Source organism: Undibacterium sp. TC4M20W (genome assembly GCF_049340245.1).
Taxonomy (GTDB): Bacteria; Pseudomonadota; Gammaproteobacteria; order Burkholderiales; family Burkholderiaceae_D; genus Undibacterium.
The window spans coordinates 1-18729 of record NZ_JBMPPI010000019.1 but is presented as its reverse complement, the minus strand read 5'-3'; the positions used below and the strand labels follow the sequence as shown (position 1 = coordinate 18729).

The following is an 18729-nucleotide window of genomic DNA, read 5'->3' as shown; positions in this document are numbered from 1 at the left end:
TGTTTTATAAAGGCAGGCTTTCTTTTGGAAAGCCTGCCTTCGTTAATGGATTCATTTATTGGATGGGTTTAATGCCAGTATCTATATTGTAGCTCTGGCAGTGATCTTGTGCCCAGTGCGACATCGCCATTGATTAGGCGGAGTAGTATTGTCCAAAGCGATTTGCCAGGAAATCAGCCAGAACAGCTTGCTCCTGACGCACCAGGCCATGCTGAGGTAATTTACCTGTCACCACCAGATCGACCATGGCGCAAATGCCGGAAGCAGTTGTCAACTGTATGGCAGACAGCAATTGGCCATTGACTTGTTGCGCATAGATTTTCTTGGCGTAGGATTCTTGTTCCAGGCGGCCATCACGCATGCCAACGACGCTGACAAAAACCAGTACCACGTCCTGTTTGGTCATGGGTATCGCTGTTTCCATGACTTCTTTCAAAATCGGACGGCGTTCCAGTTTGCCCAGTTGCAGGTCACGTATCAAGACTTTGACGATATCGCGGTGACCAGGGTAGCGCACGGTTTTGTAGTTCAGGTTTTGTACTTTACCTTCCAGACTTTCGCACAAAGTACCCAGGCCGCCGGAAGTATTGAAAGCCTCGTAATCTATGCCATCGAGAGAGAAATGCTCGATTTCTTCCAGTGCTGCGGTTTCGCGCAGTTGACCATCAACAATCGCTTCGCATGGGTTGCAATATTCATTGATCAGGCCGTCAGTGCTCCAGGTTAGGTTGTATTTCAATGCATTATTAGGGAAGGTGGGCAGGGCGCCGACGCGCATGCTGACATCACGCAAGGTTTCAAAACGCTTGGCTACATCATTGGCCACGATGGAAATAAAGCCTGGCGCCAGACCGCATTGTGGAACAAAGGCACAATCAGCACCTTCGGCCAGTTGTTTGACGATGCGTGTGCTTTCCACGTCTTCAGTCAAATCAAAATAATGCGAGTTGGCTTCACGTGCGGCGCCAGCAATGATGGGCGTCAAAAAGTAAGGGCAGGCAGACATGGTGACTTTATGGCCGCGTATCAACTCTGTCACTGCTGCTTTGTCGCCAAGGTCAGCCTGTACGATGCGGGTGTTGGGGAAGCCAGCCTGTTCTACATATTTCAGACGCTCCGGGTCACGGTCTGCAACGGTGATGTGGTAGTCGCCGGTGTGGGATAGCAAATTAAGGATCGCATCGCCGATTTTGCCTGCGCCCAAAAGAATTAATTTAGTTGCCATCATAGTCTCCGTTATCTGATTGTTGTGGTTTGTCGTCGTTTCTTACGAAAGGGAAAATGTAAGATTGATATGGAAGTCTAGGCTTAAGTTTTGTCAGTTAATAGCAGCAAAGTTATCGTCATATTGTGTATTTGCGAGATAATATGTCTAAATAATTGGACATAATGACGACATGAAACCTGATCTTGATGAGATAGATGACAAAATCCTTGCCTTGCTCATGGACAATGCCCGCTTGCCCGTGACCAGCATCGCCAAATCGGTAGGCATAGCGCGGACGACAGTCATCGCCCGTATAGCAGCGCTGGAGAAGCGCGGTGTCATTGCCGGCTATGGTTTAAAGTTGAATCAAAAAATGGTGCAGCCTGCTGTCCGTGCTTATGTGGGCTTGTCAGTGGAGGCGCGCTACGCTGCTGGCCTGATCAAATACCTGCAGCAATTGCCAGAAACCGAGACGCTATGCGCCGTCAGTGGTGCTATTGACTATATGCTGACCTTACGGTGCAGTAATACCGAAACGCTGGATAAACTACTTGATCAGATAGGTGCTCTGGATGGGGTCAGGCAGACGTCAACCTCAATCATACTGAGCAAGAGGATAGATCGCGGTGCGCTGTAGTAGCTTGCGATGGAACCCCGGATGTCATGATGAAACCCGGGTTGTACAGGAAGTATTAAGTACTGCTGGCTGATTTGGCTTGAGATTTTTTATCATCTGAAGCTGTTTTCTTGGTGGGCGCAGGAGCTGTTTGTGCATTGTCAGAAAAACGCTGGTTCGATTGCTGCAGTATTTGCAAGTGTACTGATGCGCGATCGACCCCGCTACGGTCTAGTTGCAAAGGTGCCGGTGCTGCCGGTGTCTGTGCCGGCGCTTCCTGCATTATCTCTGTCGTCTTGTCTTGCTCATCATGTTGAGTCGGAATGGAAGGCGCAAACATAAAATCCTGCGAAAAGGCAATGCCAGCCAGCAAAGTGGAAGACAGCAAACACAGGAAGATGGATTTTTTTAACATGATTGCCTGCAAATTAATAAGTGCTGCGTATATCAAAACAAATATCAAAACAAATATCAAAACAAATATCACTCATCATTACGAACCAGGCAACATGGCAGTGTGCTAAATGCGGTGAGTGAATTTATGTTCATTTTTGCAAAAGTGCATCTTTTGGATAGCAGGGCTTAAACAAGCAATTGCGGTTTTTTGTGTACGCGCACTTTTGCCTGTTGAGTCTGTCTGTCGAACTGGTCAAAAGCGAATTTTTCTTCTGCGCTGAGGCGTTTAGCCGCAATGAAGACGGTTTGCATCGTATTGCCAGTCTGTTCGATATCAAAAGCTATCTTTTGCTCTTCTGTCAGTCTTTGCGCTGTTATTGTGACTGTGGGGATACTTGTTTTTACAGCAAGTCTATTAATATATGTGGCCACTGGCACTATGGTAGCAGCAAATACGCAAATGGTTAAGAGTGTTAAATTGCTTTTCTTAATGATGTTCATTTTTTTCTCCCTGGTTTTTCATTTGTTCTTGCGATGTGAGCACTTTAAGCAAGCTGCCCCCTGTCTGCCATGCGTTTGCGATGAAATGCAGAAAGTAAGGGATGAAATTCAAGAATTGAAACATGAGCAGCGAAGACTGCATTAAAAAAATCAGGTGATTTTTGCAATTTTCCACAGGTGTGAGAGATACTGTAGCCCTGTCAGGAAACCAGGACTTGGAACCAGCATGCCAGCAAAACAGAACATAAAACAGCTATTGGCAGTACTTGGCATTGTGCCTGCGCTGGCGCATGCCCAGTTGCAGACCTGGGGTGATTACCCCCCATTGCCCAAGCAGGCGGTGACAGAGCAAACCTCAACACTGACTGATCCTTATCGCTTCCTCGAGTCATTAAGTGACACGCAGGTCCGCTCCTGGATGAAAAAGCAGACGGACTTTAGTAATACCGTGCTGGCCCGCATCAGTGGCCGTGATGCATTGCTGAAGCGTCTCAAAGTCTTGCAAGCGACGGAGTTTGGCGCGGGCAGGTTGATTGAGGTGCGTGGCATGCAGTTTTTTGCCCGCACAACGGCTGATAACCGACACCAACTATTCATGCGCAATGCTGCTACCAATGCTGAGCGCCTGTTATTACTAACCGAGCCCGGACAGAGCCTAAGTTTTTTTACCCCATCTCTCGATGGCAGTCATGTGGCTGTTGATATCGTTAACACTGGGCGCCAGCGGCATAGCCTGCGCATTATCAAAACCAGCGACGCTGGCATGTTAAAGGACAATCTCGATGCAATAGCCCCGGACAACAAGGAAGTAGCCTGGAAGCCTGACTCGACTGCGATTTATTATCGCAAGGCACCTGCCAAAACTGGTGCCGACCGCGGCGCAGTCTGGCAACATGTGCTGAGAAGCAAACTGGAAACAGATTTGCCGCTCATAGGTCCGGGTGTCAGCAAGAGTCGGCGATTTACCGCCACTGATGCGGTAGTAATTAAAAGTAGTCAAAATTCTCCGTACCTGTTGGCCGAGGTTCAACACGGACAGAGTCAGGATCGCAGTTTGTATCTTATCAAGCAAGATCAGCTAAAGGGCGCGGCAACTGCCTGGCAAAGATTGGCTTCACCCACAGACAAAATCAAAAATGCCTGGCTGGCAGGGGAACAGCTTTATCTGCTCTCAACAAAAAAGAAAAGTACAGGAGCAATCCTGAAGCTGGATTTAAAAACCCCGCAATTGAGTGCTGCCAAGGAGGTAGTGCCAGCAACTAGTGATGAGTTGCTGAATATGGCGGTCGCAAAAAATGCGCTGTATATGCATGTGGCTGAAGCTGGTTATAGCAAGCTCATCAAAGTCGAGCTGGATGGTAGCAAAAAAGAAGAGCTGACTTTGCCTTATGCTGGCCGTATCAGTGAATTGAATGCAGATATAGACACCGATGGTGCCTTGTTTATATTAGAGGCGGCGAATGCCGCACCCTTGTCTTATCGCGCTCTGGCAGGCGGGCAAATCAGGAATGTAGAAGTTTTCCGTTCGCCGCAAGTTGGCTTTCATCGCATCGCCAGCAAAAACCTGAGCATCACCAAGCCCGGCACTGATAAACAAATTGCACTGACGCTCTTATATCCGCAAGGTATGGAGCTTGATGGCAAGCATCCCTTATTGCTGACGATGGAAACTGGCACGGGTTTGTCGAAGTTAGCGAAATTCGACGCGTTGCGCCTGGCCTGGCTGGAGCAGGACGCTGTGATGGCCATAGTCTATGTCCCTGCAAATGAGAATCTCAAGCAAAAAAGCGCTAACGATGAGCTTGATGAATTTCTTACGGCAGCTGATTATCTGGTCAGTGAAGGTTATACCACTTCCGGGAAACTGGTCACGCAAGAACCTGGCCCGGGTAAGCGCTGGCTGGCACAAGCAATCAGTCAGCGTCCGGAATTATTTGCTGCGGTACAAAGTGCAGCTTTGCAGTCTGAGTCGACAGGCAATGGTAAATCCAAAAAATTGACTGCGGCAGACAAGACCAGGCTCGCAAATGCCAATGCCTACCTGGGCTTGCGCGATGGCCAGTCTTATCCTGCTACCCTGATCTCTGCACGTTTCGGTGTTGCTGACACGCCGATCTGGATGAGCAGCAAATTTGTCGCACGCTTGCAGGCTGCAAATGTGAATAAATCCAGACCAGCATTATTCCGTACTGATTTCGCGAATGCCTGGAAGGTTGACGCTCTGGCTGAGCAGGCTGATAGCTGGGCATTCCTGCTTTGGCAGGCAGGGCAAAAGGGCTTTTCTTTGCAGCCCTGATGTAGAGCTTCCATCAATTGGTATTCATAGTTTGTCCGCGATTCTCTAATGTTGTTATCAATAGTCACCAATGTCACCCTGAGGCCACACTTGGGGTGATATTTTTTTGTCTATTTCATATTTATTGTATTATCCATAATTGAAATTATGAAAATGACAAATATGTGGAGCTATGGATTCATTACCCTTTCCCAGACCCTTTTTCTGTGTTTTTGCCTTATCTCTTTCCAGTTTAGCTGGTCAGGCTAGGGCTGTCCCTGAAACTATCATCAGTCCTCCGGTGGAAATCATAGGCATCACCGCTTTGCCTGGCACGGGCTTAAATAAGGAGCAAATCCCGGCCGCTGTGCAAACTGCCAATAGCAAAGATATGGAGAAGAGCGGGGCGCTGAATATTTCTGAATTCTTCAACCGCTATCTGGGCAGCGTGCATGTCAATGATGTGCAGGGTAATCCTTTCATGAATGATGTGAACTACCGGGGTTATACGGCGTCGCCTTTATTGGGTACACCACAAGGATTATCTGTTTATCTGGATGGTGTGCGCCTGAATCAGCCATTTGGCGACGTGGTGATGTGGGATTTGATTCCAAAATCAGCTATTTCTTCCGTGACGCTGATATCGGGAGCAAACCCTTTATTCGGCCTCAATACACTTGGTGGTGCTTTATCGCTGCAAACCAAAGATGGCAGGCATGATGCCGGCACCTCGCTCGAACTGGGGGCAGGCTCTTATGCACGTCGCAATGTCAGCATTGAGCACGGCGGAACAAATCAACAAGGCCTGGACTGGTACTTTACTGCTAATAATTACCAGGAAGATGGCTGGAGGGATGCCTCTCCATCTAAGTTGAAGCAACTCTTTGGCAAGTTGGGCTGGCATGATAGCAAAAGCGAATTCAAGCTTGGCTATGCATGGGCCAGCAGTGAGATGACAGGTAATGGATCGCAGGAGCAACAGTTGCTGGATAGTCGCTATGCCAGTGTGTTCACCCTGCCAGACGTAACAAAAAACCGGGCAAGTTTCATCAATCTGGAAACCAGAACAAATCTCGGTGACACCTTGCAGTTATCCGGCAATGCCTATTATCGCAATACTCATACTGCTACTACGAATGGTGACCTGAATGAGGAGGCTCTTGGCGAGTCCCTGTATTACACCGGTCAAACGGCGGACAAGAACTGGTTGCTGGCGCATGGCTATAACCCTGTAATTGAAAGTAGCAACAGCAGGATAAGCTCTGCTTTCTCCTTCCCTAGTCTGCGCTGTATTGCCCAGGCGGGTACGAATGCTGAACCAAATGAAAAATGCACTGGCATTATTACCAATACCAATACCCGTCAGCAAAACTATGGCCTCAGTGCGCAATTGAGTTCACTAAGCAGAGCGCCTGGATATAATAACCGGATTGTCTTCGGTGCTGCTTATGATGCCAGTCGCACCAGCTTTAATCAGGCTAGCCAGTTTGGTTACCTGAATCCTGATCGCAGCATCACGGCTGTCAATGCTTATGCAGATGGTACACAGAATTCTGAAAATGCTTTTGACCAGCGCGTCAATCTGGATGGGCAAACAAGTACCTGGAGTCTGTTTGGCAGCGACACTCTGACTTTGTCAGACGCCTGGCATCTGACTTTGTCCGCCCGTTACAATAATACCAGCCTCAAAAATACTGACCGACTCTACCCCTATAACAATGCCACGACCAAGGGTGCTCAACGTGGTTCCCTGGATGGGGATCACGTCTTCAGGCGTTTTAATCCGGCTGTCGGTGTCAGCTATGTGGCAAGTCCGGCCACGAATATCTATGCAGCTTATAGCGAGAGCAGCAGGGCGCCAACCTCTATAGAGCTGGGTTGTGCTGACCCTGACTTTGGCTGCCGCTTGCCAAATTCCATGGCAGGTGACCCGGCATTGAAGCAGGTGATTTCCAAAACCTGGGAAGCTGGCCTGCGTGGTAAATTACCTGGCAAAATTGTATGGACTGCAGGTGTTTTCAGGGGTGTCAACGAAGATGACATCCTGTTCGTGGCCAATTCCGCTGCGACTGGTTATTTCAAGAACTTTGGACAAACCAGGCGGCAGGGGGTTGAGGCAGGTATTGCAAGCAGTCAGGATAATTTCAGTTATGGGCTGAACTACACCTGGATAAAGGCAAGCTACCAAAGTACAGACATCCTGGGTTCGCAAAATAACAGCCTTGCAAATGCTAGTGCCAATATCAGCGTCAAGCCCGGAGACCTGATACCGCTGATTCCGCAGCAAATTTTTAAAGCTCATGCAAATTATGAATTTAATGCACAAACCTCGGCAGGCATTGAAGTGCTAGGAGTAGGCAAGAGTTTTGTGCGGGGCAATGAAAACAATGCCCATGCACCTGATGGTCTGACAAATTTTGGGGCGGGTAATATGCCGGGGTATGCAGTCGTCAGCCTGTCTGCGAGTTACAGACCAAACCCGCAATGGAAATTCTCTGTCAATGTCAGCAATCTGTTTGATCAGCGTTATTACACGGCTGGACAGCTTGGTCCTTATGCAATCACCGCCAATGGTGGCTACAGCAATTCTGACGCCAAGGGGACGACTTTCTACACGCCCAGTGCGCCACGCATGATATGGCTGGGCGTGCGTTACAGTTTTGGGGGCAAGTCCAAGGAATGAAACACTGTCGCAGTGCTTCATTTAAATTTGAGATATCAGCAGGCTGCGTAGTTGACGGTAACCACATGCACCGCCAGGCCACCCAATGAGGTTTCCTTGTATTTGGCCTGCATGTCAAAGCCAGTTGCGCGCATGGTTTCTATCACGTCATCGAGGCTGACATGATGTGTGCCGTCGCTGCGCAAAGATAATGACGCAGCCGTAATTGCCTTGACTGCCCCCATGCCATTACGTTCTATGCAGGGAATTTGCACCAGGCCACCAATAGGGTCGCAAGTCATGCCCAGGTGATGTTCTATGCCAATTTCAGCGGCTGATTCGATTTGCTCATTAGTGCCGCCTAATGCAGCGGTCAGGCCAGCAGCAGCCATGGCGCATGCTACGCCGACTTCGCCCTGGCAACCAATTTCAGCGCCAGAAATAGAGGCATTGGTTTTGCATAACATGCCTATGGCAGACGCTGCCAGCATGAAATTGCGTATGCCTTGTTCCGGGTGGCTGGGTTTGCAGTCTTCGGCGTAATAGCGCAGCACTGCCGGGATAATGCCAGCTGCGCCATTGGTAGGAGCTGTGACAACACGGCCACCAGCGGCATTTTCCTCATTTACTGCCATGGCATACAGGCTGACACGGTGCAAGCCATCATGTGGTAATACGTCGGCAGTTTCATTAGCAGCGCGCCATAATTTGGCAGCGCGGCGCTTGACGTGCAAACCGCCCGGTAATTCGCCCGATGTTTGCAGACCACGTGAAATACAGCCCTTCATGACTGCCCAGATTTTATCCAGGCCTGCATCCAGTTCTTCATCGGTGCAATACACATTTTCATTGGCACGCAACATATCCGTGATGGATAAGCCGGTACGCTTGCCATGGGCCAGCAGTTCTGCCATCGTCGCAAAAGGATAGGGCAGTGGTTTCTTGTCAGTGTTTTCAGAGCTATCAGTATTCGCCAGTTCTTCTGCCGAATAAATGAAGCCACCGCCAGTGGAGTAATACACCTTTTCAAAACTGCTGCCGTCATTGCGGGTCAGTATGAACTTCATGCCATTCGGGTGGCCAGGCAATACTTCCTGCTTGAACCAAAGAATATCGGTGGCGGCATCGAACTTGACGGGGTATTCACCCAATAAATTCAATTTTCCTGACGTCGCCAGGTTGGCGAGTTTTTCGTCCACGCTTTCAGGTACCACGTCCTGCGGGGTTTCGCCCATCAGACCCAGCAAGGCTGCTTTGTCAGTCGCATGACCATGACCTGTCAAGGCGAGGGATCCATATAAAGCTACCTGTATTTTGACAGCTTTGTAGAGATCGGCAGATTCAAGTAAAAAACGTCGGGCAGCCAACATGGGGCCTACCGTATGGGAACTGGACGGACCCACGCCTATTTTAAATAATTCGAATACACGCATGTCCATCAATTCACCTCTTTTTTTACTTGTCTCTGATAATTATTTAAGCGGCCTGGTTCAACTCCTTTAATCCCTTCAACTCCTTTTGATCGACACGAATATTCTTCAGCATGTCTTCCACCAGTTGTTGCAGGCCTACTTGTGCTTGCCAGCCCCAGTCTGCTCGCGCCACTGTGTCATCCAGACTCTGTGGCCAGGATGCGGCGATTGCCTGACGGCTGTCAGGCGCGTAGTGTATGTCAAATGCAGGCAAATTTTGTTTGATTGCAAACGCTAATTCCCGTGGATTAAAGCTTAAACCTGCAACATTGTAAGAAGAACGTATAGAAAGTTTGGCTGCTGGTGCATCCATCAATGAAATGGTGGCGCGTATCGCATCAGGCATGTAGATCATGGGTAAACTAGTCTCTGACTCCAGGAAGCATTCATAGGTTTCGCCACGCAGCGCTGAATGGAAAATGGCAATTGCATAGTCCGTAGTGCCACCGCCTGGAGGAGACTTGTAGCTGATGATGCCTGGGTAACGTATGCTACGGACATCAACACCATATTTCTGGAAGTAATATTCGCACAGTCGTTCGCCTGCCAGTTTGCTGATACCGTAGATCGTGCTTGGGTCCATCACGGTATATTGTGGCGTATTGACTGGGGGCGTGTTCGGGCCGAATGCAGCAATCGATGAAGGCCAGAATACTTTCAGGGGTTTGCCAGCTTCATTGCGAATACGTGCCAGTTCCAGGATGTTGAGCAGTCCATCCATGTTCAAGGTCCAGGCTTTCAATGGTGCTTGTTCACCCGTAGCTGACAGCATGGCTGCCAGTTGATAGACCTGGGTGATGTCGTATTGAGCAACGACTTGCGCCAGTCTTTCTGTATTTAATACATCAATGACTTCGTAAATTTTTGCACCATACAGACTCTCTGGCCTGATGTCGGCAGCGATGACATTATCTGCGCCATGCTGGTTTGCCAGTGCTTCGACCAATTCACTGCCGATCTGGCCGTTGGCACCGATCACTAATATGCGTTCCATGGATATCCCTTACTTAATGATGTTTAATTCGCGGCCAGCCTGCGCAAATGCAGCCAAGGCAGTATTCAATTGTTCAGTCGTATGTGCGGCGGACAGTTGTACGCGCACGCGGGCCTGGCCCATCGGTACCACTGGGTAAAAGAAGCCGGTTACCAGTACTCCAAGTTCATACAGGCGTGCAGCAAATTTTTGCGCAACTGGCGCATCAAACAGCATGACGGGCACGACAGGATGGGTGCCCGGCTTGATGGTAAAGCCCAAAGCCTCAATTTCACGGCGGAAGTGTGCCGTATTCGCATGCAGGCGGTCACGCAGCTCGGTGGAGCTGGATAGACGTTCCAAAACAGACAGCGAAGCACCCGCTATGGATGGCGCAAGCGTATTCGAGAACAGGTAAGGCCGGGATTTTTGGCGCAAGGTATCTATCACTTCCTTACGTGCTGCCGTAAAGCCACCCATGGCCCCACCCAGCGCTTTACCCAAAGTACCGGTAATGATATCAATGCGACCCAGCACGTTGTGATGCTCATGGGTGCCGCGACCCGTTGCTCCCATAAAGCCGGATGCATGACATTCATCTATCATGACCAGTGCATCATATTTGTCAGCCAGATCACAAATCTTGTCGAGCTGGGCAATCGTGCCATCCATGGAGAACACGCCGTCAGTCACGATGATGCGGTGACGCTTGTCGGCAGCAGCTATCAATTGTTTTTCCAGATCTGCCATATCGTTATGGACATAACGGAAACGTGCTGCCTTGCACAGGCGTATGCCATCTATGATGGAGGCATGATTCAGCGCATCAGAGATGATGGCGTCATTTTCATCAAACAAGGGCTCAAATACGCCGCCATTGGCATCAAATGCGGCTGCGTACAGGATGCAATCTTCTGTGCCGAGAAAGCTCGACAATGCTTTTTCCAGTTGCTTGTGTACAGTTTGTGTACCGCAGATAAAGCGTACAGAAGACAGGCCATAACCATATTGCTCAGTCGCCGCAATGGATGCCTGTACCATGGCTTCATCACCAGACAAGCCCAGGTAATTATTGGCGCACAGATTGATGAGCTTGCGGCCATCATCGCAAGTGACTTCAGAACCCTGGCGGGAGGCAATCACGCGCTCTGGCTTGTACAGACCTTGTTCGCGCAAATTGTCCAGATTGCCAGCTAAATTGCTGATGAAGTTTGTCCTGGAAGTGTTCTGGCTCATGATGTCCCCTGATTATTGTTTACTGTTGTGTTGCTGTGCGGATTGATTGTTTTCAGATAGTTATTGCTTAATCACTGGCAATTTCATGCTTGCATATCAATCGCACTGTTACACTATTGTTAGAAATTTCTAAAATGATTGAATAATTCAATATCTAGAACTAAAGTTCGATATATCGAATATTAAGCTAGCTTTTTTACTGATGCAAGAGTCTCTATGAAAAAAGTTTTACCCAATACACCGCCAGAAGTAGGCGCGACTTTGCAAAAAATGCGTCTGGAACGCGGTCTGACGCTGGAAGATTTGTCGCGTACCGCTGGCGTGTCAAAGTCCATGCTGTCCCAAATAGAAAGAGAAAAGGCTAATCCCACTATAGCCGTTGCATGGCGATTGGCAAATGCCTTGGGCGTCAGTATCGCGGAGTTGTTGTCATCAGAATCACCTAAGCCAGACGCGATACGGGTATTGGAATCGCATGAAACGCCCACCTTGCCGGGTGAACACGCAGGCTATATCCTGCGCATACTTGGCCCTATGGAACTGGCGGGTAAATATGAATGGTATGAGCTGACGCTGGCACCAGGCGGCGCGCTGGTGTCGAATTCTCATGACCCTGGTGCATCCGAACATTTGACTTTACTGCATGGCAGTATTGAAGTTGAAGTCGATGGCGTGTGTAAAAAACTGAAACTGGGGGCAACTGCACGTTATAACGCTGATAAGAACCATGCGATACGCAATTTGGGTAAAGCCGAGGCCAAGGCTTTGCTGGTAGTTATTCATCGGTAACTATCGTTAACTAGCAATAGCTATGCTGCGTTATGGATTCTGGTAACATTTGGACTTAGAAACTTGTTCACCACGCAATATTTGCCATCTGGTTGCAATAATAGTGGTTGCATCAAGCCCAAATGCGTGGAGATTAAGCAGCATGAGTAAGAATGAAACAATTAAAGTCTATGATAGGCCAGCAGGTGGCTGGGGCGCATTAAAAAGTGTCGCTCAGCAAATCATAGAGCAAGGCATACCTGGCAAAGGGGCATTGACCCTGTTGTCCGCCAATCAACCAGATGGTTTTGACTGTCCGGGTTGCGCCTGGCCAGATGCTGATCACACATCCACCTTTGAATTTTGTGAAAATGGTGCCAAGGCAGTGGCTGCGGAATCGACAGCACGCCGCGCTACCCCAGAATTGATCGCCAGTTTAACGGTGAGTGAATTGGCAGAAAAGTCTGATCACTGGCTGGAAGCGCAGGGGCGTTTAACCCACCCCATGCAATATGACCGTGTCAGCGACAAATACAAAGTCATTAGCTGGGATCAGGCTTTTGAGTTGATCGCAACACGCCTGAATGCCTTGCCAACGCCCGATGATGCAATTTTCTATACCTCAGGCCGTACCAGTAATGAGGCTGCTTTCCTGTATCAGTTATTTGTCCGTGAATTTGGCACTAATAATTTCCCTGATTGCTCGAACATGTGCCATGAGCCTTCTGGCTTTGCCATGCGTGAAGCGATAGGTGTGGGCAAGGGGACGGTGTTGCTGTCTGACTTCCAGATTGCCGATGCGATTCTGATTTTTGGTCAAAACCCTGGTACCAATCACCCGCGCATGTTGGGTGAGTTACGTTCTGCAGCCAAGCGTGGCGCTGCCATTGTCTCTTTCAATCCCTTGCGTGAGCGCGGCCTGGAAAAGTTCCAGAATCCGCAAAATGCGCTGGATATGTTGACAGACCAGTCTTCGACTATTTCATCTGATTATTTTCAGTTGAAAATTGGCGGGGATCTGGCAACCGTCAAAGGCATGATCAAATGTGTGCTGGAAGCAGATCAACTGGCGCAGGCTGAAGGGCGGCATAGAATTATCGATGTAGAGTTTATCTCTGAACATACCGCCAATTTTGAACAATTTGCTGTTGAGGCGCTGGCAGAGTCATGGGATATCATTGTCAGAGAATCTGGCCTGGACCGGGCGCAGATACAACGTGCGGCCGATACCTATATGGGTGCTGGCAAAGTCATTGCCTGCTGGGGTATGGGCATCACCCAGCACAAACATTCTGTGGCAACCATACAGATGATAGTTAATCTACTGCTCTTGCGCGGCAATATCGGTCGCCCTGGTGCGGGCCCATGTCCTGTGCGTGGTCACAGTAATGTGCAAGGCGACCGCACCATGGGCATCATAGAAAAACCAAAGCAGGCATTTCTAGAGCGCTTGGGGCAGGTATTTGATTTTACGCCGCCGCAAAAACATGGCCATGACACTGTGGGCGCTATTGAGGCGATGTTGAGGGAAGGCGGTAAAGTGTTCTTTGGCATGGGTGGGAATTTTGCCACGGCAACGCCAGATACAGAAGTCACCCACAAAGCCCTGAAAAATTGCGCATTGACCGTTCATGTGACTACCAAGCTCAACCGCAGCCACTTGATTTGCGGTAATGAAGCGATCATCCTGCCTTGCCTTGGCCGTACGGAAATAGATATTCAAGAGACCGGCCCGCAGGCGGTGACCGTGGAAGATTCCATGAGCATGGTGCATCTGTCATCTGGTATCAATCCACCAGCCTCTACAAATTTGCTGTCTGAAGTGGCCATAGTTGCGCGTCTGGCGCAAGCTACCCTGAAAGACCGTAGCAAAACACCTTGGGCCTGGTTACTGGCTGACTATAGCCGCATACGTGACAAAATTGCCGCCGTGTTTGATGATTTTGCTGATTTTAATGCGCGCGTCAAAGTGCCGGGTGGCTTTCATTTGCGTAATACCGCCTCTGAGAGGCTATGGGTAACAGCAACCAACAAAGCTAATTTCAATACTCATACTGTCCCGGTTGATTTGCCTATCCATCAGGCGCGCAGGAACACGCAATCCCCTGTTTTCAATCTGGCCACCATGCGTTCGCATGATCAATATAATACGACTATCTATGGCATGAATGACCGCTACCGTGGCGTATTCGGTGAGCGTCGCGTGCTTTTCATAGCTCAGGAAGATATTAGTGCTCTGGGTATGCAGGCAGGTGATTGGGTAGATATGGAAAGCCTGTGTGACGATGGTGTCAAGCGTCAGGCAAAGCGCTTCATGCTGGTGGCCTACAATATACCCCAGGGTTGCCTGGCAGCCTACTTCCCGGAAACTAATGGTCTGGTACCTTTATCGAGTTTTGCTGATCATGCACGTACGCCGACATCCAAATCGATACCTGTGATCATCCACGCGCATCAAGTGCAGGTTTAATACTGGTTTCAATGGAAGCACTTAATTATTCGCAGGATCAACTCAGTCATGCCTTGATGGCAGAACTGGCCCAGCATACAGAAGCTTTGTCATTGCCACGTCTATGTAAAAAGCTGGGGGTACGACAAAGTACTTTGCTGCGTTGTATAGCTTATCTGGGTGAAGAATCTATCGGCCAGCACAAAGGGGCAGGGTGGGTTCATTTGCAACAGGATGGTGACCGTAGTTTGCTGAGCCTGACTGAAGAAGGGCGGCGGGTTTGTGAATCGACAGTGAACCAGTCTGATGGTGAGCCTGAGATGCCGACAGGCGTCGTCAGTCGCAATGTACAAAGACATGCTTTTTCAAACCAGGTTGCTGAGGAGTTGATAGACCAGATTGCACAGGAAGTGCCGGTTGCGCTGGTCTATAACGGTATCTCACATGCAGTCATGCTGGCAACTCCCCTTGATCTGGAAGACTTTGCGCTAGGTTTCAGCCTGTCTGAAGCCATAGTTGATGATGCCAGCGAAATCTATGACATGGAATGCCAGTCAGATCCAGAAGTGCAGGGCATAGAGGTGCAAATACAGATATCGGCAGCAAGGTTTGCTGCGTTAAAGGAGCGTCGCCGTCATCTTGCAGGTAATACTGGTTGCGGCTTATGTGGCAAAGATAGTCTGCAGGCTTTGCCAATGGATCTGCCTGCAATCAAGACTGAAGCTGTTCAACAATTATCCAAAGCCAGTTTATTAAAGGCACTGGAAGGCTTGAGTTCTTTGCAGGCCATTAATTTGCAAACGGGGGCTGTGCATGCTGCGGCCTGGGTTGATATGCAAGGGGAAATACTGGTATTGCGTGAAGACGTAGGCCGGCATAATGCCCTGGATAAATTGCTTGGCGCTTTGGCAACTGCAAAAGTAAAAACCAAATTGCAAGTTGAAGGTTTCGTCCTTATGAGTAGCCGGCTTAGTTATGAGCTGGTACAAAAAGCAGCGCGTGCCAATATTGCTATTTTAGCTGCATTATCGGCACCAACTGCGCTTGCCATTGATCTTGCTGAGCAAGCGGGCATTTGTCTGATCGGCTTTGTACGGCAACATGGTTACGTGGTTTACACGCATCCAGAAAGACTGCTGACCGAATGAAGCAGGGATGAAATTGGATTTTCACCAAATTTACAGAGGTTTTAGGTCTGTAAGAAAGTTATAATAGGAAGAATATTCGTTCTATCCTTCCAATCAATTTTTCATCATCCTGTCGACTTATGCAATACGCTTCAACACGCGGGCATACCGCAGCACAAAATTTCTCGGAAATTCTCTTAGGTGGCCTGGCTCCCGATGGTGGCCTTTATTTGCCAACAACTTACCCTCAGGTGACTGACGTTGAGCTTGATGCATGGCGCAAGCTGTCTTACGCCGGATTAGCGTTTGAAGTCTTGAAAAAGTTTGCCACAGATATCCCCGAGGCTGATTTAAGGGCACTGGCAGACAAGACTTATACGTCAGATGTCTACAAAAATGCCCGCAGCGATGAATCCGCCGCGCAAATTACTCCCTTGCGTGTATTGCAAGACAAGGATGGCCGTAAGCTGGTATTGCAAGCCTTGTCGAATGGCCCAACACTGGCTTTCAAGGACATGGCCATGCAATTGCTGGGCAACTTGTTTGAATACACCCTGGCCAAGAATGATGCAGAGCTGAATATCTTTGGTGCCACTTCTGGTGATACTGGCAGCGCTGCTGAATATGCGATGCGCGGCAAGAAGGGCATACGTGTTTTCATGCTGTCCCCGCATAATAAAATGAGCGCCTTTCAGACTGCCCAGATGTTTAGTCTGCAAGACCCGAATATTTTCAATATCGCTGTCGACGGCGTGTTTGATGATTGCCAGGACATGGTCAAGGCCGTGTCAAATGATCTGGAATTCAAAAATCGCCAAAAAATAGGCACGGTCAATTCGATTAACTGGGCACGTGTGGTAGCACAAGTAGTGTATTACTTCCGCGGTTACCTGAGTGCGACCACCAGCAATGAACAAAAGGTTTCATTCACTGTACCGTCTGGTAATTTCGGTAATATCTGCGCAGGTCATATTGCTCGCATGATGGGTTTACCTATCGATAAGCTGGTCGTAGCGACCAATGAAAACGATGTGCTGGATGAATTTTTCCGCACAGGCATTTATCGCGTGCGCAAATCAGCAGAAACCTGGCATACCACCAGTCCATCCATGGATATCTCCAAGGCGTCGAATTTTGAGCGTTTTATCTATGACTTGCTGGATAGAGATGCTACCCGTGTTGCGGCTCTGTTCAAGAAAGTTGAAACCGAAGGTGGCTTTGATTTGTCAGGCAAGCCAGGCAGCGATGGCGATGAATTCAACAAGATTGCCAAGTTTGGTTTTGTATCAGGCAAATCTGTCCATGCAGACCGCTTGCAAACCATACGCCAGGTAGAGAAAGAATTCAACATCACCATTGATACTCATACTGCGGATGGCATTAAAGTCGCATTTGAGCATCTGCAAGAGGGCGTGCCTATGGTCGTGCTGGAAACAGCCTTGCCAGCCAAATTCAATGAAACGATCAAAGAGGCATTGAATCGCGATGCTGAACGCCCGGCTGGCTTTGAAAATATAGAATCGCTGCCGCAACGATTTGAAGTCATGACTGCCGATGTAAATGCGATGAAGGCCTATATCGCAAAAAATACCGGTCTGTAATGAAAGTGTTCTGGTCGCGGTATCCATAAAAAACATCCAACAAACACCCAATAAAAAAACCGCGTGATGCGGTTTTTTTATTGGGTGTTTGTTGTGTATTCATTAAGCGCTGGATAAGCAATTCAATATTACTTATTGCAGCTAATCTTTTGCATGAGAAAATCGATTCCTTTTTCCTGATCTTTCATCTTGCCCTCTATGCGTCCTAGCAAACTGCCGTCTGCATTTAATTGATAGATGACGCGCTGTGGGAATTCAGGCCTGGGATTTTCAAAAACCACTCTTTGCTTGTCCAGTGACAGTAATTGAAAATTGGCTTCTGGTTTACCCGAGGGGAGGGCAGTAAAAACCAGGCTATCTGCATTTTCTTGTATACGCATGAATTCCCATGCGACGGTTTTTGATTTGCGCACTGTACGGCCCATGCCCAGTATGGAGCCGCCTGCCGGTGCCAGCCAGTGTTCTTCCGAACCAGCTTCTGCACCGGTGGCCTGCCAGCAGCCTTGCAGCCATTGCACATCTTGTATGCTATTCGCAGCCCAACTTGTATTTGCAGATAATAATATCGCGCCAGCAACTGCCATTAATTTCAAACGCATGTTTCCCCCTTTGAAGGTGATGTGGCTTAGTCATAGTCGTTTAATTTTAGTATATACCTATGAGAAATTTTTATATTTGGAAAAAAGTATATGGAAATTAAAGTGTGATTATCAGAGGCGCAAATAAGTCATGAAATTCGATGGAAATGAAGTAAATATCTGTAACATTATGACTTAATGTGACTGACGTCACATTGAAAAATAATGTCACATGCTAATCTGCGTTCGCAAATTAATAAGATCCCCGCATCTATTTATTTACTACTTTAAACGGTTGAAGACAGGGATCGTACATTTTTAATATTAACAATAACCAAACAGGACACTTAAATGGCCAACACATCTGCTGACATCCAAAAGCTTTACATCGCCTACTTCAACCGCCCAGCAGACCCAAATGGTCTGGCCTACTGGATGGCTCAAGGTTTCACACTGAACCAAATCGCCGACAGCTTCTCCAAACAAGCAGAATACGCCACAGTATTCGCTGGTAAAACGACAGAAGACACAGTCAACACCATCTACAACAACCTGTTTGGCCACAAAGCTGACGTAGCAGGTCTCAACTACTGGACAGGCCAACTGCTGAACGGCAAAGTCACCCTGGGTCAAGCCGCTCTGGCCATCCTCGGTGGTGCTACCGGTGCAGACAAAGTTGCCGTTGACTCCAAAGTTGCTGCAGCCACATCCTTCACAACAGCCATCGACACCAACGAAGAGATCGTTGCCTACTCCCTGCCAAGCAACACAGCCCTGGCTAAGGACTGGTTGAGCAAAGTGCTGGATTCCGCTACACAAGCATCCCAAATCGCTGTTCAAGATGCAGTCCTGACATCCATCGTCAATG

The 18729-nt window shown here is 48.6% G+C and carries 15 protein-coding genes; 8 read left to right on the top strand and 7 right to left on the bottom strand.

Annotation, left to right across the window (positions count from 1 at the left end; all coding sequences use genetic code 11):
- Positions 1 to 133 precede the first annotated feature (133 nt).
- Positions 134 to 1225, bottom strand: a complete 1092-nt coding sequence (locus tag ACO0LL_RS20210; RefSeq protein WP_422952620.1) for a saccharopine dehydrogenase C-terminal domain-containing protein — start codon at positions 1223 to 1225, stop codon at positions 134 to 136.
- A 172-nt stretch (positions 1226 to 1397) separates the two neighbouring features.
- On the opposite strand from ACO0LL_RS20210, the gene ACO0LL_RS20205 reads away from it, so the two are divergent.
- On the top strand, positions 1398 to 1844 hold the full coding sequence (locus ACO0LL_RS20205) for an Lrp/AsnC family transcriptional regulator (RefSeq protein ID WP_162041500.1): 447 nt from the start codon (positions 1398 to 1400) through the stop codon (positions 1842 to 1844).
- Positions 1845 to 1899: 55 nt separating this feature from the next.
- Here the strand turns inward: ACO0LL_RS20205 and ACO0LL_RS20200 are convergent, their stop codons facing one another.
- Together ACO0LL_RS20200 and ACO0LL_RS20195 are read right to left on the bottom strand one after the other, a co-directional pair.
- Complete coding sequence (locus tag ACO0LL_RS20200; RefSeq protein WP_422952619.1) at positions 1900 to 2238, bottom strand: hypothetical protein; 339 nt, start codon at positions 2236 to 2238, stop codon at positions 1900 to 1902.
- Positions 2239 to 2405: 167 nt separating this feature from the next.
- Positions 2406 to 2720, bottom strand: coding sequence for a hypothetical protein (locus ACO0LL_RS20195; RefSeq protein ID WP_422952618.1), 315 nt, complete (start codon positions 2718 to 2720; stop codon positions 2406 to 2408).
- A 226-nt stretch (positions 2721 to 2946) separates the two neighbouring features.
- Between ACO0LL_RS20195 and ACO0LL_RS20190 the strand changes: the two genes are divergently transcribed.
- Together ACO0LL_RS20190 and ACO0LL_RS20185 are read left to right on the top strand one after the other, a co-directional pair.
- Positions 2947 to 5016 carry a hypothetical protein gene (locus tag ACO0LL_RS20190; protein ID WP_422952617.1) on the top strand — a complete coding sequence of 690 codons (2070 nt, stop codon included), beginning with the start codon at positions 2947 to 2949 and terminating at the stop codon, positions 5014 to 5016.
- 280 nt (positions 5017 to 5296) lie between these two features.
- Positions 5297 to 7678 (top strand): TonB-dependent receptor domain-containing protein, encoded by a 2382-nt coding sequence (locus ACO0LL_RS20185; protein WP_422952616.1) that lies wholly within the window; start codon positions 5297 to 5299, stop codon positions 7676 to 7678.
- Positions 7679 to 7713: 35 nt separating this feature from the next.
- Here the strand turns inward: ACO0LL_RS20185 and ACO0LL_RS20180 are convergent, their stop codons facing one another.
- Genes ACO0LL_RS20180 through kbl form a run of 3 tightly spaced genes read right to left on the bottom strand, consistent with a single transcriptional unit; the run spans position 7714 to position 11338 of the window.
- Complete coding sequence (locus ACO0LL_RS20180) at positions 7714 to 9096, bottom strand: L-serine ammonia-lyase (RefSeq protein ID WP_422952615.1); 1383 nt, start codon at positions 9094 to 9096, stop codon at positions 7714 to 7716.
- Positions 9097 to 9133: 37 nt separating this feature from the next.
- Positions 9134 to 10123, bottom strand: coding sequence for an NAD-dependent epimerase/dehydratase family protein (locus tag ACO0LL_RS20175; RefSeq protein WP_422952614.1), 990 nt, complete (start codon positions 10121 to 10123; stop codon positions 9134 to 9136).
- A 9-nt stretch (positions 10124 to 10132) separates the two neighbouring features.
- Positions 10133 to 11338 (bottom strand): glycine C-acetyltransferase, encoded by a 1206-nt coding sequence (gene kbl, locus ACO0LL_RS20170; protein WP_422952613.1) that lies wholly within the window; start codon positions 11336 to 11338, stop codon positions 10133 to 10135.
- A gap of 216 nt (positions 11339 to 11554) precedes the next feature.
- Between kbl and ACO0LL_RS20165 the strand changes: the two genes are divergently transcribed.
- From ACO0LL_RS20165 to thrC, 4 genes are all read left to right on the top strand, one after another.
- Positions 11555 to 12127: a helix-turn-helix domain-containing protein gene (locus ACO0LL_RS20165; protein WP_422952612.1), complete on the top strand. Its 573-nt coding sequence runs from the start codon at positions 11555 to 11557 to the stop codon at positions 12125 to 12127.
- Positions 12128 to 12269: 142 nt separating this feature from the next.
- Positions 12270 to 14576, top strand: coding sequence for an FdhF/YdeP family oxidoreductase (locus ACO0LL_RS20160; RefSeq protein ID WP_422952611.1), 2307 nt, complete (start codon positions 12270 to 12272; stop codon positions 14574 to 14576).
- A gap of 11 nt (positions 14577 to 14587) precedes the next feature.
- A complete protein-coding gene (gene fdhD, locus ACO0LL_RS20155) occupies positions 14588 to 15703 on the top strand; it encodes a formate dehydrogenase accessory sulfurtransferase FdhD (RefSeq protein WP_422952610.1) in 1116 nt (371 codons plus the stop codon).
- A gap of 119 nt (positions 15704 to 15822) precedes the next feature.
- The gene (gene thrC / locus ACO0LL_RS20150; protein WP_422952609.1) at positions 15823 to 17283 is read left to right on the top strand and encodes a threonine synthase; all 1461 of its coding nucleotides are present in this window, start codon (positions 15823 to 15825) and stop codon (positions 17281 to 17283) included.
- A gap of 128 nt (positions 17284 to 17411) precedes the next feature.
- Here thrC and ACO0LL_RS20145 read toward each other — a convergent pair whose 3' ends face one another.
- Positions 17412 to 17882, bottom strand: a complete 471-nt coding sequence (locus ACO0LL_RS20145) for a DUF6265 family protein (protein ID WP_422952608.1) — start codon at positions 17880 to 17882, stop codon at positions 17412 to 17414.
- A gap of 330 nt (positions 17883 to 18212) precedes the next feature.
- Here ACO0LL_RS20145 and ACO0LL_RS20140 point away from each other — a divergent pair.
- Positions 18213 to 18729: DUF4214 domain-containing protein (locus ACO0LL_RS20140; RefSeq protein WP_422952607.1), on the top strand; the 517-nt coding region annotated here is incomplete at its 3' end.